The organism is Winogradskyella sediminis, from assembly GCF_003387355.1.
GTDB lineage: Bacteria > Bacteroidota > Bacteroidia > Flavobacteriales > Flavobacteriaceae > Winogradskyella > Winogradskyella sediminis.
Window position 1 is genome coordinate 748,946 of sequence record NZ_QUNH01000002.1, and the last position, 17,289, is coordinate 766,234.

12 protein-coding genes are annotated in these 17,289 nt (G+C 34.9%); 1 reads left to right on the plus strand and 11 read right to left on the minus strand.

Annotation, left to right across the window (positions count from 1 at the left end):
- Positions 1–74: 74 nt before the first annotated feature.
- From C8N41_RS10730 to C8N41_RS10760, 7 genes are all read right to left on the minus strand, one after another.
- Complete coding sequence (locus tag C8N41_RS10730) at positions 75–1,517, minus strand: TolC family protein (RefSeq protein WP_115839254.1); 1,443 nt, start codon at positions 1,515–1,517, stop codon at positions 75–77.
- Positions 1,510–4,758, minus strand: a complete 3,249-nt coding sequence (locus C8N41_RS10735; protein WP_115839255.1) for an efflux RND transporter permease subunit — start codon at positions 4,756–4,758, stop codon at positions 1,510–1,512. Before C8N41_RS10735 ends, C8N41_RS10730 begins: the two co-directional genes overlap by 8 nt.
- 22 nt (positions 4,759–4,780) lie before the next feature.
- On the minus strand, positions 4,781–5,863 hold the full coding sequence (locus tag C8N41_RS10740) for an efflux RND transporter periplasmic adaptor subunit (protein WP_115839538.1): 1,083 nt from the start codon (positions 5,861–5,863) through the stop codon (positions 4,781–4,783).
- 155 nt (positions 5,864–6,018) lie between these two features.
- Positions 6,019–6,432, minus strand: coding sequence for a hypothetical protein (locus C8N41_RS10745; protein ID WP_115839256.1), 414 nt, complete (start codon positions 6,430–6,432; stop codon positions 6,019–6,021).
- 233 nt (positions 6,433–6,665) lie between these two features.
- The gene (locus tag C8N41_RS10750; protein WP_115839257.1) at positions 6,666–7,094 is read right to left on the minus strand and encodes a DUF4268 domain-containing protein; all 429 of its coding nucleotides are present in this window, start codon (positions 7,092–7,094) and stop codon (positions 6,666–6,668) included.
- A 29-nt stretch (positions 7,095–7,123) separates the two neighbouring features.
- On the minus strand, positions 7,124–7,798 hold the full coding sequence (locus C8N41_RS10755; protein ID WP_092447158.1) for a ZIP family metal transporter: 675 nt from the start codon (positions 7,796–7,798) through the stop codon (positions 7,124–7,126).
- A gap of 7 nt (positions 7,799–7,805) precedes the next feature.
- Positions 7,806–8,537 (minus strand): SAM-dependent methyltransferase, encoded by a 732-nt coding sequence (locus C8N41_RS10760; RefSeq protein ID WP_115839258.1) that lies wholly within the window; start codon positions 8,535–8,537, stop codon positions 7,806–7,808.
- A 202-nt stretch (positions 8,538–8,739) separates the two neighbouring features.
- On the opposite strand from C8N41_RS10760, the gene C8N41_RS10765 reads away from it, so the two are divergent.
- Positions 8,740–9,897: a THUMP domain-containing class I SAM-dependent RNA methyltransferase gene (locus C8N41_RS10765; protein WP_092447160.1), complete on the plus strand. Its 1,158-nt coding sequence runs from the start codon at positions 8,740–8,742 to the stop codon at positions 9,895–9,897.
- An 80-nt stretch (positions 9,898–9,977) separates the two neighbouring features.
- On the opposite strand, the gene C8N41_RS10770 is transcribed toward C8N41_RS10765, so the two are convergent.
- The 4 genes from C8N41_RS10770 to C8N41_RS10785 form a co-directional block, all read right to left on the minus strand.
- Positions 9,978–10,454: a hypothetical protein gene (locus tag C8N41_RS10770; protein ID WP_115839259.1), complete on the minus strand. Its 477-nt coding sequence runs from the start codon at positions 10,452–10,454 to the stop codon at positions 9,978–9,980.
- Between the two features lie 112 nt (positions 10,455–10,566).
- Positions 10,567–12,978, minus strand: coding sequence for an alpha-ketoacid dehydrogenase subunit alpha/beta (locus C8N41_RS10775; RefSeq protein WP_115839260.1), 2,412 nt, complete (start codon positions 12,976–12,978; stop codon positions 10,567–10,569).
- 154 nt (positions 12,979–13,132) lie between these two features.
- A complete protein-coding gene (locus tag C8N41_RS10780; protein WP_115839261.1) occupies positions 13,133–15,973 on the minus strand; it encodes a gluzincin family metallopeptidase in 2,841 nt (946 codons plus the stop codon).
- Complete coding sequence (locus C8N41_RS10785) at positions 15,974–17,239, minus strand: endonuclease/exonuclease/phosphatase family protein (protein WP_147298953.1); 1,266 nt, start codon at positions 17,237–17,239, stop codon at positions 15,974–15,976.
- Positions 17,240–17,289 lie beyond the last annotated feature (50 nt).

Consider the following 17,289-nt stretch of genomic DNA (forward strand, 5'->3'; position numbering starts at 1 on the left):
CTCTTAATGGTTTATAAAAAGAAAGCCATTCTACACTATTGTAAAATGGCTTTCAGATTTGAGACAGGCTTCAATTAATTCCATCCGCCACCTAAGGCTTGATATATTTTTACATTTGCCAAATATTGGTCTCTCTTGGTTTCAATAATTTCAAGTTTAGAATCTAATGTTTCCCTTTGTGTCATTAAAACTTCAGTATATTCTGCTCTGGCAGATTTAAAAAGTTGGATTGAGAGGTCTATAGCTTCAGTCATTGCAGCAACTTGTTTGGTCTTGAGATTGTAATTTGCTTTTAAATTTTTGATATCAGACAGCGTATTGGCGACTTCAATATAACCGTTTAAAATAGCTTTTTCGTATTCAAATACGGCTTGTAATTGTCTGCTGTTGGCATTGCTATATGCTGCTTTAATGGCATTTCTGTTAATTAACGGACTAACGACATCACCTACTAAAGAATACAAGAGTGATTCAGGTGTACTGGTTAAATATTTCGAATTAAACGCTTGCAAACCAATACTGGCTTTAATACCTATTGAAGGGTAAAAGTTCGCTTTGGCCATTTTGACATTCAATTTTAAAGCTTCTAATTCATATTCTGCTTGTTTAATATCTGGTCTGTTGGCTAAAAGCTGAGCGGGCAATCCGGCTTCAATATCATCTATTGGACGCGCAATAAAATCTGAAGCATCTCTATCAATAGTTTGTGGATACCGACCCAATAAGAAATTAATCTTGTTTTCGATTTCTACAATCTGTTGTTGAATTTCAAATTTATTACTTTGATTTTTAAGGACTTCTGCTTCAAAACGTTTAACGGCTAACTGTGTGGCTCTCGCGGCTTGCTTTTGAAGTTTAACCATGTCTAAAGCATTGTTTTGAAGCTCTAAATTTTGCTCTATAATCTGTAATTGATTGTCTAGAGCTAAGAGTTCGTAGTAGGAATTAGCGATTTCTGAAACTAGTTGGGTCACCATAAAATTCTTACCTTCTATAGTGCTTAAGTATTCTAAAACTGCAGCTTTTTTACCGTTACGTAGCTTTTTCCAGACATCGAGTTCCCAAGACACGTTTAACCCAACTGAAAAATCAGTTAAAGGTTCTGGGAATTCTTCTCCTTCTCGGATGTCTAATTGTTGTTCTACAGCTCCATTTCGGGTGTATTCGCCTACTTTTTCTACTTCTGCTCCTGCGTACACATTGACAAAAGGTAAATATTCTCCTTTTCTTACTTTAACTTCATTATTAGCCATTGCAATACGTTGTAACATAATATGGAGTTCCTGATTATTGGCTAATGCAGTGTCAATTAAAGCCACTAATTTGGAATCTGTAAAAAAGTCTTTCCACCGTAATGTCGCTACATTTGAAGTGTCAGAGGTGGTCTTTTGATAATGTTCTGGTACCTCTATATTAGCGTCTCTAATAGCTTTTTGTGTAGGTACACAAGAAAAGGCTAAGAGTACCACCAGCATGCCAATGAAGTACATTTTGTTATATGTTTTTTTCTTAGTCATCGTTTTTATTTTTACGAAGTTTTTTCAATAGTTTTCTGAGTTTACTGATTTCTTCAGCATTGGCAGTACTTTGATTTTTAGTTTCACTAACACGCATCATTTCTTCAGAAATAGGTTCGTTGGCTTCATCTTTAATTAGACTTTTACCATCTGCCATTTTTGCGAAAATGTAGTACAATCCAGGAATAATTAAAACCCCTCCAAGTGTTCCAATAAGCATTCCTCCTAAAGCAGAACCTCCGATAGTTCTATTACCTATGGCACCTGCACCAGAAGCGATAACCAAAGGAATTAATCCGGCAATAAATGCAAATGATGTCATTAAAATGGGTCTAAATCGTGCCCTAGAACCTTCAATGGCAGCTTCTAAAATAGTGGCACCTTGCCTGCGTTTTTGGACGGCAAATTCTACAATTAGAACGGCATTTTTACCCAATAACCCAACGAGCATTATTACTCCAATTTGAGCGTAAACGTCATTGGCTAACCCCATGGCTTTAAGAAGTATAAACGAGCCAAAGACACCCACAGGCAAGGATAGAATCACCGCAAAAGGTAATAGGAAACTTTCATATTGTGCTGCTAATACAAAATAGACAAATATGAGTACAACGATAAAAATATAAACCGATTCATTTCCTCTTTGGGCCTCATCAAAGCTTAAACCTTCCCAAGCAATATCATAACCTCTTGGTAATTGTGTGGCTGCAACTTCTTGTATGGCTTTAATAGCCTCATCACTAGTAAAACCTGGTGCTGGTAAACCTCTAATAGAAGCAGAATTGTAAAGGTTGTATCGTGTTATTTCGTTCGGACCTAATTTTTTTTCAATACTCATAAAAGCAGAATAAGGCACCATTTCACCTTCTTCATTTTTTACAAACAATTTATCTAAATCTGTAGGTAAACGTCTGTACTCTGGTGCGGCTTGGGTGTACACTTTAAAGAAACGACCAAAACGAATGAACCCTTGCTCATACGTACTACCAATTAAAATGTTGAGGTTTTCCATAGCTGTACCAATGGTAACCCCTTTTTGCATGGCTATTTTATTGTTGATTTTTATCTCGTATTGTGGATAATTGGCAGAGAAAAATGTAAATAAGCCCGTTAGCTCTTCACGTTCGGACAAGGCGCTCATGAAGTCATTATTTACACTTTCAAAATGATGATAGTCCGTTGAATTTGTTTTATCTAATAAGCGCATGGCAAATCCGCCTGACGATCCAAAACCAGGTACGGCTGGCGGTTCAAAATATTCTATTACGGCTCCTAAGTTTTTGGTTTCTTCTTCCAAGGCTTCCATAATTTCATGTACGGAATGCTCGCGTTCAGACCAAGGTTTAAGGTTAATTAAGCAAGTTCCAGCATTAGACCCACGACCTTCAGTCATAATTTCATAACCTGCTAAAGAAGATACCGATTCTACACCATCCATCTCCTCACAAATTTTCTGTAGATTTTTAGCTACTTCGTTGGTACGCTCTAAGGTTGCACCAGGAGGGGTTTGTATAATAGCGTAAATCATACCTTGGTCTTCATTTGGAATAAAGCCTGCAGGTAACACTTCATTGGTAAAGAAAATTCCGGCACAGAAGGCTGCTAAAATTCCGAAAGTAATCACGCGTCTGGCTACGATTTTATTTAAAATCTTTACATAGCCACCTGTGAGTTTTTCAAACCCACCGTTAAACCAAGCAATAAAGCGATCTAATGGAGAGGTTCGCTTTTTACCATGGTTATTCTTTAATAACATGGCACAAAGCACTGGAGTCAAAGTCAAGGCAACAATAGCGGAAATAACAATAGAACCTGCCATGGTAATAGAGAATTGTCGGTAGAATACACCAACAGGACCCGTCATAAACGAAATAGGAATAAACACAGAAACCATTACTAAGGTTATCGCTACAATAGCACCACCAATTTCACCTAAAACTTCATAGGAAGCTTTGTAGGGTGTGAGGTGTTCTTCGTGCATTTTAACGTGGACGGCTTCTACAACGACTATGGCATTATCTACCACAATACCAATGGCTAATACTAAAGCAAAGAGTGTGATGAGGTTAATGGACAACCCAAACATCTGCATTACAAAAAAAGCACCTATTAAAGAAACCGGAACGGCAATTATAGGAATTAAGGTTGAACGCCAATCTCCTAAAAATAGAAATACGACGATAGCCACTAAGATGAAGGCATCTCTTAATGTGTGAATCACCTGATCTATTGAGGCATCTAAAAAGTTAGACACATCATAACTAATTTGAAAATCGACTCCAGGTGGCAAATCCACTTCTAGCTCATCGAGTTTTTCTTTTACAGCATTGATGACATCGCTACCATTACTTCCAAAAGTTTGTTTTAACACAATGGAAGCTGAAGGTTTTCCATCTAAATTGGAATAAATATCAAAAAATTCACTTCCTAATTTTACCTCTGCAATATCTGAAAGCGTTACAATTTGCCCTTCTTTATTAGCTTTAATGATAATATCTTCGTACTGTTCGGGTTCATTGTATCGGTTTTGATAAGTTAAAACATACTCTAAGGATTGCGCGGTTTTTCCAGAGCTTCGCCCCAAACGTCCAGGTCGAGCCAAAATACTTTGGTCTTCCATTGCTTCTAAAACTTCTTCAGCAGAAATATTATAAGCACGCATACGATCGGGCTTTAACCAAACACGCATGGCAAATTTTCTACTACCTAAAATTTTAGCACTTGCAATACCTTTTATACGCTGTATTTCAGGAATAATTTTAGTGTAAGCATAATTGTAGAGAAACTTTTCGTCGTTAGCTTTATTTTCACTAGACAAGTTAACGTACATTAACATACTAGGTTGAACAGGTGTAATGATAACCCCTTCACGTTGTACCAATTCAGGTAGTAAAGGCATCACTTGGTCAACTCTGGTTTTTACTCGTACAACGGCTTCGTTGGGATCGGTTCCGGGTTCAAAAATAACACGTAAAGTGCCTTCACCAGCACTAGTGGCATCTGAGGCAATGTAACGCATATCCTGTACACCATTGATGGCTGTTTCTAGCGGTATTAAAGTTGAATTCACTAATACATCGGCACTAGACCCAGGATAAGCGATAAAAATATTAACGGTCGTTGGAGCAATTTGTGGAAATTGCGATATAGGTAATTGCTTTATAGCTAAACCACCTATAAATATAATGATCACCGAAATGACAATAGCCAAGACGGGTCTTTTGATAAACTTTTTAAACATAATGTTTGTGGATTAGTTAAAATTACTCAGCGTATAGTTCTAGATGAGATAAAACGGTCTCAGGATCTACAGATTTTGTATGAATTTCCTCTTGATCTATAACCATTTTAATCCCTTCTAGTAAGATAGTATCGGTTTCAGAAAGTCCTTTGTCTACAATAAATAAGTGCGGTAGTTCGGCGCCAATAGTGATTTCTCGCTGATGTACAACATGATTTTGATCTACCACAAAAACATAGGTTTTGTCTAAAATCTCGAATGTGGCTTTTTGTGGTACAATTACAACGTCCTTGAAAGGGATGGTCATTAAAATACTTCCGGTTTCTCCATGTCTTAGAATACCATCAGGATTTGGAAATGTAGCTCTAAAGGCAATATTTCCGGTTTCACTATCAAATTCACCTTCTATGGTTTCTACAACACCTTTTTGATTGAACCGTTTGTTGTTTGCCATTAGAAGCTCAACATTTTTATTGTTTCTTTTGGCTTCACTCGTTATATAATCGAGATATTCTGCTTCAGGTACATTAAAATATACCCACATTTTACTGTTGTCTGATAGTGTTGTTAAAAGTTCCCCTTCATCTAATAAACTTCCTTCTCTAGCTTCCAAATGGTTAATGATTCCATTAAAAGGGGCTTTGATACTTGTAAACCCTAAGTGAGTTTGTGCTAAAGAGACTTCGGCATTGGCTTTCTCTAAATTAGCTTTTGCCATGGCCAATTCGTTGGGAGATACCACATTACCATCGGCTAATAATTGGGTGTTGGCAAGTTCTATTTGTGCCACTTTTAATTCGGCTTTGGCCTTATTGAGTTCGGCTTGGTAGATATTTGGCATTATTTGAAATAAGGGTTGGCCTTTTTTAACATGTTGGCCTTCATCTACAGAGATGTTTTTTAGATAACCTTTCTCTAAAGCACGCAGTTCTATGTGTCTTATGGAGTGGATTTGACTCACATAATCTTTAATAATAGTGGTGTCTTTTTTAATAGGATTGGTAACGAGAAATGTTGATTCTTCGTGTTTTTCTTCTTTGTGTTCTTCACAGCTTGCTAGCGTTATACACATGCATAGTCCTGCGAAAATGCTGATTTTCTTAATGGTATTCACTTGTAAAATGATTTTATAAAATGATATTATTAATTGATCAAACCCTCTAGAAATTGGGAATGATATGCAGTAGAGTTCTGTTTGAAACTCTAAAATTTTAATAAAAAAACAGTCTTATAGCATGTTGCTTGACTGTTTTGTGGTTATCAAATTATAAAAACTTGGAATTGTACATGAAGTCTAAGACGCGACTCATTAATATCGCTTTGTGGGCGATAGATGTTTTTTTCGAGATGCTTAGAAGCGTGTTCAAATAACAAGGCATTGATAAAGCTAGTTTCTAAAAAATCTTTGTAAAACTGCTTTTTTGTAGAGGCTTCTTCGTCTTCAACTTTATTACTTTCTATAATTTCTACATTTCTTCGCTCATCTGTGTTTTTATGGTAAGGAAGAATAGTAGCATTAAGAGATTTTTTTGTGTAGTTGTAAGAGGTGTTGAAATGACTTACAGCATAGGCCGTTGAGGTATTACTTGTAGTTGCATTGGCTTGTAAATGAGCCAATGTGCTTAGTAATAAAACAACAACTAATGATAAATATGACTTAAACGTGTTTTTCATTTCAGACCTCAAAGCTATATCATACGATTTAAAATACCAAAATTGGACTGTTTAAATTTTAGAACATAAATGATAAAAATTTCTTAAGAAGGTATAAGGTGTTCTAACTTAAATTAGTGTTTACAGCGATGCATTCCACAACTTATGAGTACTAAATATTGCCATTAGTTTGAAGTCAATATGCTGTAAAATAGGTTTGTGCAAAAACATATTTATGTGAAGTCATAAAATATTTACTCCTTAATCATATCTCTATATTCTTCAAAAAAAGCTTCAAATAAACTCATGTTTTCATTAAAGAATTCCATAACAACACGCCATGTATTTTTATTATGTATAGAGACTTTTTGTTCTAATGGTAAATAGATGCGAGAAATTTCTTTACCGTTTTCTAAATAGTATGCTTCGTTATATATAGCATCTGGTAAATAGTCATTTTTTAGAATGCCTTTTAAGGCCACAAGTTTTTCCCAGCAGTTAATTCGGTTTTCCAAATCATCTTCAAGATCTAAAGCGATTAATGCCGATTTATTATCAAAATGAAATTTAAACGAAAAACCTTTAATTTTGGTGTCGTATAACACCCATTTTCTTGGGAATGACTTTCCAAAACTGGTCCAAAATTCTTGTCTTAATCGTCTACTTTCTTCTTTGCTAAACATAATTAACGGTATAATTATTAGTCTTTTTTTTAAAGTATATAAGCAATGGCAATACCTAAAACGATAGCTACCAATTTAGATAAATTAAATTTATGACCTTCACTAGATTCAAATAAAATGGTTGTAGAAATATGCAGAAAAATACCTATAGCAATAGCATTGATGACTTGTACATACGTGGCCATAAAACTAGAATGGTTAGAGATAAAGGTTCCTAAGGGTGTCATGGCCGTAAAAATGATTAAGAAACTTACAACTTGCATTTTACTATAACTAGATTTTAATAAAAATGCGGTAATTAATATGGCAATCGGAATTTTATGAATAAGTATGCCATACACCATATTATTGTGATGATGAATAGGAAAACCTTCTAAAAAACTATGAATACATAAACTGACAAAAAGCAGCCATGGAAATGCTGTATCGTCTTTATGAATATGGACATGGCCATGTTCGGCTCCTTTAGAAAAAAATTCTAATATGATCTGAAGCAAGATACCACACATAATATATAAACCTGTGTGTTTGGCATCGATATGATGATAGACTTCTGGTAATAAATCAAAAAGTGTGAGTGCCAATAAAAAGGCACCACTAAACGATAATAGAAGTTTAGTATAACTTGTGTTTTGCTTTTTAATGAATATAGCAATAACAATACCTATAAGAACGGCAATTAAGGGTAATAAATAGCTATGCATATCATTTTTACTTAAAAATCATAATCATACGTTCTGACGTGTCGGTATGGTATTTATGTAATTTATAATCACCAAATACATCTAACAAATGGACGCCTGCTTTTTCAAAGAGGATTTCAAAATCTTGTAAAGTAAAGGCTTTTACGCGTTCTTGAAATTCAAAATGCTCTCCATCGGCTTCAAAACTAATATCTTTAATAATATACCCCTCTTTTACCGATCTTTTTTGATGAAAATCAATTCCTTCTACGGTTTTTACATCTTCAGGAATTAAATTTTTAATGATATAATTGGTGTTCATAAAATCGATAACACCAAATCCAAAGGTATTTAATTCTTGTTTAATAGAAGCAATGGTTTTGAGGTTACAAGCTTCATTTTCAAAATAGCCAAAACTTGTAAAAAGGTTAAAAACGGCATCAAAAGTATCTGGAAATGGAGTACTCATATCGTGTACCTTAAACCGAAGAGTTTCATTTTCAAATTGCTGTGCATGGGCTATACTTTGCTCAGATAAATCTGCACCAGTAACATTATAACCTAAAGAATTTAAGTACACAGAATGTCTACCTTTACCACAGGCTAAATCTAAAATTTTTCCATGTTCAGGTAAGTTGAGATAATTGGTGAGATTATCCATAAAATTTTGAGCTTCTGTATAATCTCTGTCTTTATATAAAATGTGGTAGTAAGGGGTGTCAAACCACGATGCGTACCATTGTTTTGTTGGTTTAGTCATAATTATCTCCTATAAAAAAAGGAGTATTGTTAATTAAAAATAATATGTTGTTATTACGAGGAAGAAGAGCGTAGTTATTTCATAATCCATAAAAAGATAGCTATAACTAGGCTTCAAATTTTCGTAATGACGCGTCCTATTTAAATTTTAGGATGTCATGCTGCAAAAATACTGTATTTTTGCAATCTATTTGACGGAACTTATGGAAGATAATTACAAGATGTTAGCCAAAACTTTATTTGGCTTCGAAGATATATTAGCAAAAGAACTTACACAACTTGGTGCCATGAAGGTGGAAAAGGGTGTTCGTAATGTGAGTTTTGAAGGTGATAAAGGGTTTATGTATAAGGCCAATCTTGGGTTGAGAACTGCTATAAAAATCCTAAAACCAATTCATACATTTAGGATTACTAAAGAAGAGGATCTTTACAAAAACGTAAAGCAGATGAAGTGGGAAAACTATTTAAAATCAACTGGTTCGTTGGCGGTCGATGCCACAGTACATAATAGTGTGTTTACCCATTCCCTCTATACTGCTTTAAAAACCAAAGATGCAATAGTAGATCGCTTTAGAGAAATTGATGGTACGCGTCCTGATGTAGATTTACGTTTTCCTGACTTAAAAATTAATGTTCATATAGATCGTCAGCGTTGTACTATATCGCTAGATACGTCTGGCGAATCGTTGCATAGACGTGGTTATAAATCCGCTACAAACATTGCTCCGATAAACGAAGTCTTAGCGGCAGGTTTAATAATGATGAGTGGTTGGGATGGCCAGTCAGATTTTATGGATCCGATGTGTGGTAGTGGAACCATGTTGGCAGAAGCGGCTATGATTGCTTGTAATATTCCACCAAACTTAATGCGAAAAGAGTTTGCTTTTGAACGTTGGACCAATTGGGATGTGGATTTGTTTGAGAAAATTGAAGAATCTTTATTGAAGAAAACACGCGATTTTCATCATAAAATTATTGGTTACGATAAATCACCTTCGGCTGTGGTAAAAGCAAAGGAAAATATAAAGAATGCGCATTTAGATGAATTTGTACATATCCAGCATGAAGACTTCTTTAAAACTCAAAAATCTGGGAACGAGAAATTGCACATGGTATTTAATCCTCCGTACGGTGAGCGTTTAGAGAATTTAAATGTGGAAGAATTTTATGGTAATATTGGGTCTACTTTAAAACATGGTTATCCAGGAACTAACGCATGGCTTATTACTTCAAATCTAGAAGCTTTAAAATCTGTTGGTTTACGTCCTTCCCGAAAGATAAAAGTGTATAATGCTAAGCTTGAAGCCCGTTTGGTAAAGTATGAAATGTATGAAGGTAGCCGAAAAGCTAAGAAACAGTAGGTAGTGTTCAATAAGCAGCAAGCGATTGTATTCATAATGGCAAGTTTAACTCACTGTTTTTATGACTTTATGAGAACGACTTAGCGACCTAGGTTTTCTAGCTGTAAATTATAATCGTACTGTAAATCTTCATGTAAGACTTTAATCTTATTCTTAATAGAACGTATTTGTCTTTCGTATAAGTTACTGAGGGTCGTATTTCTATGAATAGACGGTTTTAAATCATTTAAGCGTTCACAAAAATAGAGTAGGAGTTCTACTTCTGTGGTTTTCTTTAATGAATACCGACTGTAGACTCTAATTTCTCTTAAAATTTTTCGTATTGTTTTCTTCATGTAGAAATAACTATTGGTATTTATACCTTCAAATAAGGCGTCTAAACTGGTTTTTACACTAGCTATATAACCATCTTCATCATGGGATTCAAATAATAAATAGGTGAGAAGAGCTTTATTTTCTTTTTTAAATTTCCCTAAACGCAAGCACAATTCTAGTAGTTCTTCTTGAGAAAGGTGTTTCAATTCTTTTTTTATAGTAACAATAGATTCAATCTTCATGCTCTAAAATTAAGGCTTTTTGTTTGAGTTATAATAAAACCATCTGTAAAACTAAAAGCAGCTAACTATGTAATATAATTAACTGCTTTTTTATGGTGTTTTAAACTTGTGTCTATCTCAATTTGGGATAATCCGAAGGGCTCACCTCATGCATAACTTCATAGATGGCTTCAAAGATATCTTCTGCAGATGGTTTAGAAAAATAGTCTCCATCAGTACCATAAGCTGGTCGGTGTGGTTTTGCAGCTAAGGTGATTGGTGAACTATCTAAATATTGAAATGCACCTTGAGTATTTAGAATTTCATTCAATATATAAGCTGAAGCTCCACCTTTAACATCTTCATCTATAACCACTACACGGTTAGTTTTGGCGATACTTTTTACAATATCATGGTTTAAATCGAATGGCAATAAAGACTGCACATCAATAATTTCCGCGTCAATACCAACGACTTGTAGTTCTTTGGCTGCTTTTTCAACCAAGCGTAAAGTAGAGCCGTATGATACTAAAGTGATATCTTCACCGGCTCTAATGGTTTCTACAACTCCGATGGGTGTTTTAAATTCACCTATGTTGTTTGGCAATTTTTCTTTTAAGCGATAACCATTTAAGCATTCAACAACCAAAGCAGGTTCATCGCTATCCAATAAGGTATTGTAAAAACCAGCAGCTTTGGTCATGTTTCTTGGAACTAACACGTGGATTCCTCTAATTAAATTAAGTACACCACCCATTTGTGAGCCAGAATGCCAAATACCTTCTAGCCTATGACCTCGAGTTCTAACAATTAGCGGAGCTTTTTGGCGTCCTTTGGTGCGGTATTGCACGGTTGCTAAATCATCGCTCATTATTTGAAGTGCATACATAATGTAATCCAAATACTGAATTTCTGCAATAGGTCTTAAACCACGCATAGCCATACCGATTCCTTGACCTATAATTGTGGCTTCTCTAATACCTGTATCAGAAACTCTTAAAGCGCCATGTTTTTCTTGAAGTCCTTCTAAACCTTGATTTACATCTCCGATATAACCAGCATCCTCGCCAAAGATTAAGGCTTCAGGATAATTATTAAAAATAGCATCAAAATTTTCTCGCAATACTACACGTCCGTCAACCTCCTCTGCATTGGCATCATAAGTTGGGGGAACTTCGGATTGGTTTAATGCGCTCTGTGGAGATTCGCTATATAAGTGAGAACTGTATTTAGGTTGAATGGTATTTATATAATTTGTAACCCAGTTCTGTAATGCAGTTTTCTCTGTAGACGACTCTGACACCACATATCGCAAAGCCTTTCGAGTTGTTGTAAGTATGTTACGACGCAAAGGCTCGTCAAAACTTTCTAGTTCATTTTTTAATTTTGTAATAAAGACTCCATTAGAACTAGACGCTGCTAACTGTTCTAGTAAACTAAGCGCTTCTTTACGTTCTGCTAAAATTGGATTTATACAGGCAGCCCAAGCAGCTTTTTTACCTTCTCTAACCTCTTTCTTAATACGGCGTTCTAAGGCTGTTAATTCTTCGTCTGTGGCAATATTGTTAGCAATCATCCAATGACGCATTTGCACATTACAATCGTACTCAGCTTCCCACTTTAATCGGTCCTTATCTTTATAACGCTCATGCGATCCTGAAGTGGAGTGTCCTTGTGGTTGTGTTAATTCTTGAACATGAATCATAACGGGAACATGTTCCGTCCTCGAAATTTTAGCAGCACGTTGATAGGTATCCATTAATTCAGGATAGTTCCAACCGTCCACTCTAAAAATTTCGTAACCTTTTAAGTCACCTTCACGTTGGAAGCCTTTTAATATTTCAGAGATATTTTCTTTAGTTGTTTGGTGTCTTGCATGTACCGAAATACCATATTGGTCATCCCAAATACTAATCACCATGGGTACTTGTAATACACCAGCAGCATTTATGGTTTCGAAAAATAGACCTTCACTTGTACTAGCATTACCAATCGTTCCCCAAGCAATTTCGTTCCCTTTTTTAGAAAACTTGGTGGTATCAATTCCGTCTACATCTCTATATATTTTAGATGCTTGTGCTAAACCTAAAAGTCGAGGCATTTGGCCTGCGGTTGGTGAAATATCAGAACTCGAATTCTTTTGTTCTGTTAAGTTTTTCCACTGACCATTTTCGTCTAAACTATGGGTAGCAAAATGGCCTCCCATTTGGCGACCTGCAGACATGGGCTCGTCTTTAATATCTGTATTGGCATACAAACCGGCAAAAAATTGTTCGATAGTAAGTTCACCAATAGCCATCATAAACGTTTGATCTCTGTAGTAACCAGATCTAAAATCACCGTTTCTAAATGCTTTTGCCCATGCAATTTGTGGGATTTCTTTACCATCTCCAAAAATTCCAAACTTAGCTTTTCCGGTGAGTACTTCCCTACGACCTAGTAAACTACACTCACGGCTGGTGACAGCCACTTTGTAATCGTTTAAAACCTCTGTTTTAAAATCTTCAAATGTAATCTCTGTTTTGGTGTTGGGAGTCGTCTTCATATAAGCACTTTTTAGGTCTTGCGAAAGTACAAAAAATTAACATTTAATGCAAGGCTATAAGGTGTTATAATCTTAAGGTATTCTTAGTTAAGGTGTCTTTTTGTTGATAATTCTTCAAATAAACAGATTATTTTAACTTTTCAGTAAGAATCTGCTAATACCATTTGCGTCTAAATAGACCGAGGAGTACTTGTGGGTCTACTGTAAACATAATACGAATTCGTTGATCGTAATCAGATTCTCCTACCTCCCAACCCAAATTGGAATATATCGGGAAATAGATTTCAAAATAATCTTCTACAAGGTTTAATCGAATCCCAGAGTCGTACACAAATTTAGGGTCAATAAACTTGTTTTTTACCAATCCAATATCGGTATACGCTTGGATATACCTCCAAATCGAAGTGCTAAAATTAGCCGTGGTCATCCATTGGTTAGCAAATGGTGTGGCTAATTTAGATTTAAAGCCTCCTTCGGCTATAATAATTTGTTGACTAAATATTCCGGAGTCTTCAGAACGTCCTAAATAGTTAAGATCAAATAAGTAGTCGGTAGGTCGATCTAAGGCAAAACTAAAATAGTTAGAATTAGGGTTGGAATTGTTATCTAGGAAAACTCCTGCAAAAAATCTAAAATTAATATTTCGATTGCTATGGGTTAGTTTTCTAAACTCGTAATTAAAAGAGACCTTACTAAATTTATTCGCAATTTGAATGTCTGAAGATAACTTAGAATAATTAATGACTCCAGGGTTAAAATGGGTGTACCTTAAGTTAAAAACTCCGTAATCGGGTTCATCTAAAGGAATGGTGGCTTCTTCGCCAATATCTCTAGAAATGCTGACATACCGCGCCATAATTTGATCGACTTGAGGCGACCTAAAATAAGCATCGTTCCTAAAGCTAAAAGTTAACGATGGTCTTATTCTTGTAAAAAAAGCATCATTACCATAGGATTGATAACCCGCTGAAATCCCATAACTAATATCGTATAGATTTTTATTTTCAATATTATGAGAGTAAAATATGGATGTAGAACCCGTGAGTGCGTTAGATTTTGTAGCATACTGAGGTGAAAAACGATAGTTTAAACGCTTTCTTAATATGGTTTTGTTATACACCTTTGTTCCTAGGGTTAAGCCGTCATATATATTATTGAACTCCACCAAGGGCATAAAGAATACTTGGTTGTAGTTAGGATCTTCTAGATCTTTAAATAAGCGCAACTGAAACGGTTTGTTATTGAGAAAAGAGCCTTTGGTGGCTTTGTAATTATCGCGCTGATTGTATTCTGGTATTACATTATTGTAATCTAGGACAAACATATCTGTACTATCTTTTGGTAAGGTTATGGTTTTAGTCCCTTGTATATTTTCTACCCATAACTTACCCACAACCGAATCCTTTTTTAATTTAAAAACAGGAATAGGCATGCTATTATCGCGCTTATTTTTTAAAGTTAATTTTAAGGAATCCTCTAACGTTTTAATAGACGCTATTTTAAAATCAATTTTCTTTCTAGTTCCGATATAATCTGTAAAAAACCAGTCGATATTTTTTGTGGTTTTAGAGGCTATAAAAGTTTCAAAATCTTCTAAAGACACGGGTTGTAATTGATACGCTTCTAGAAATTCCGTAATATCGTCAGAGAGCTGAGTGTCTTCAGTAAAAGCATCTAAGTAGTTGAGCCCTAAACCTGCTTTGTATTTTCCTGCAATATTGGTATTAAATTTAGTTAAGGAATCTTTAGAGGTGGTTAAGGGTTGATCTCTGTTTTTGCGTGCAATTTCCATGTAGTACAGGTAGTACTGAAAATTAAATTTTAAATCGGCAGCATGAAAAGACCTAATACCCCAAACATCTGCTAAAGAACCTAAAAGCTTAGTGTCTGGATAATACTCTTCAACATATTTTATTAAATAATAGACCTGAAGGCCTTCACTTAACCAATGTTCTTTTCTAGGATTAAGTAAAAGTGTATTATCTAGATATTTTTTTAATGCAGTTTTTAACAGTTTTAATTCGTATTGAAAGTCTGCTTGAAATGGTCGTAAAAATGCAGGAAGCTGATTTAATCCATACAGTGGATTTTTCTGATATTCTAAAGATGTTACCAATAATTGTTTGTGTGGATATGTGCCTAAGTGTTTGGTAAGGTACCTTGTAACTTTATCGGTAATTAAAGCTTTTGTTGGGCCTGGAAGTCCTTTTTCCTTAATATCCGAAATGATCACAAAATCATCTGTTTGTACAAAATTGTATGATGGAAATTTATATAGCGACAAGTACGTGTCGGTTCTGTCTTTTCCACTTAAGATAGTGGTCTGTGTTTGCGTTTCATTATCAATAGTGGTAGCGTTAAAATTGAGCTCAGAGGTAACTTTGTAATTTCTTGGGTAGCTAATGCTTAGGGTAATATCTGATTTAGGAACAAATAAATCATTCAAATTTTTATTGCTGTAATACTGCCATTCACCATCATAAACAGCTGGAGTGATATACCAGTATTTTAAGTCAAAATCATTACTCTTTGTTACACCATAATCTGTAAAACTAGCATCTGGAATTTGCAATACATATTGAAGCTGTAACGTATAAGATGCTCCTGCTGCTAAAGGGTGGGCTAATTGTACGTTTATAACATCTGGACTCGCTTCTAACCGACTAAACGCTAGGGTGATGTCGTTTTCGTTTTTAATTGAGGTAATCTCAGTAAAACCGCGTTCTTCATCTTTAGCTAAATGGAATTTAGTGCTAAACTCTTCTTCAAAACGCTTGGCTAAAGGAGTCGATTTTGACGAATAACTATGGTTCCAGTCGTTTAAGTAAATGGAGGAAAGCACAGTATCTGTATCGTTTTTATATACTATAGTCTGTGCTATAGATATCGTTTTGGTGTCGACGTTAACTTTTGCGGCAATAGACATGGTGTTTTGAGCTGCAACATGGAAGCCAAAAAGGATGACAAGGACTGTTATGAAAGTGTATTTATTCAACTAGAGCATTATAAATTTTAACGGATTCATATAACTTTGAGATAGGGTTACATAGTATAAACCTTTGTTTAAATCCGAAACATCAATATACTGTTTATTTTCAGAATTCATTTGAAATGTTTTTACTTGTTGTCCTAAATTATTAGAAATGATTAAGGTAGCGTTATGCAATGTTATATCATTAAGGGTAACGACTAAGTGTTGATTTACAACTGTTGCATTTAACCCGAAACGCGAAGCTATCTGAAATTTATCTACATTTAAAAACGTAGCATCTGTTTCTAAAGACAAGGTTACGGGAAGATGGTCACTAAAATTATGTAAATGATTTCTTAATGTATACGAAAATTTAGAGTCTGTGGTTTCGCATTCCGATGCATTAATTGCTTTATTCCAACAAGAAGTTAAACCATTATTACCATACACTTCATACGAATCTGGCACATAAGTAAGGCTAGCAGTATTAGTCATGTTTTGAGAAGTGAGTATAAAATCAAATCGATCGTCAAAACCTCCTGTGGTGCCACCCATGCCTGTTTGTGTTCGGGTAGATTGCGTAAATACATCGACGTAATTAGAATTGTTATGCCAACTACCAACACGATTTGCGGGATCTACAAACACAATTGAGTTGTTGTTATCTATTAAGGTCTGAAAAGCATCTTCACTTGAGGTATAGATATTTAGATCTCCACCTAATAAAACATTAGAGTCTGCAGGTAAGGTGTCTAAAAAAGTTTCTAAATCTTGGATCATTTCAAAACGTTTCTGAGCATTATATGTTCCGCTCGATGCTTTTAAATGACACACAATGATATAAAGTTCTACCGGGTTTGAGTCTTGATTGATAGTTCTTAATTGCACACGGTACACATTAAAATCTCTGAGATATGTCGGCACAATAATCTCTTCCTCTAATGTAAATTTAGAGCTGTTATAATATAATAAATTCTGTAAATCATTTTGATCACCCCAACTATCGTCAGAAGTATTTGATGTATAAGTTGCCATATCGTAATCTAAACTGATTGCACTCTTTACGGTATTTAAAATTTCGGTAGCTCCGGTTATATTATTAAGCTCACAAACTAAAAATAAATCGGGTTTATAGTCTGATAAAATGTATGCTAAATCGTTGATGCGATTTGGAACGGCATCTTCTAATGGATAATTTAATAAATTATAAAACATCACTTTAACCGTTTCTTGTGAAGAAACTGAGGTTAAAGTGAAGAGTGTGGCTATAAAGAAAACTCGAATTTTCATTTTCATGTATTTAAGCGTATAGAGTTTTAATTGTCAATGGGTGTTTATAA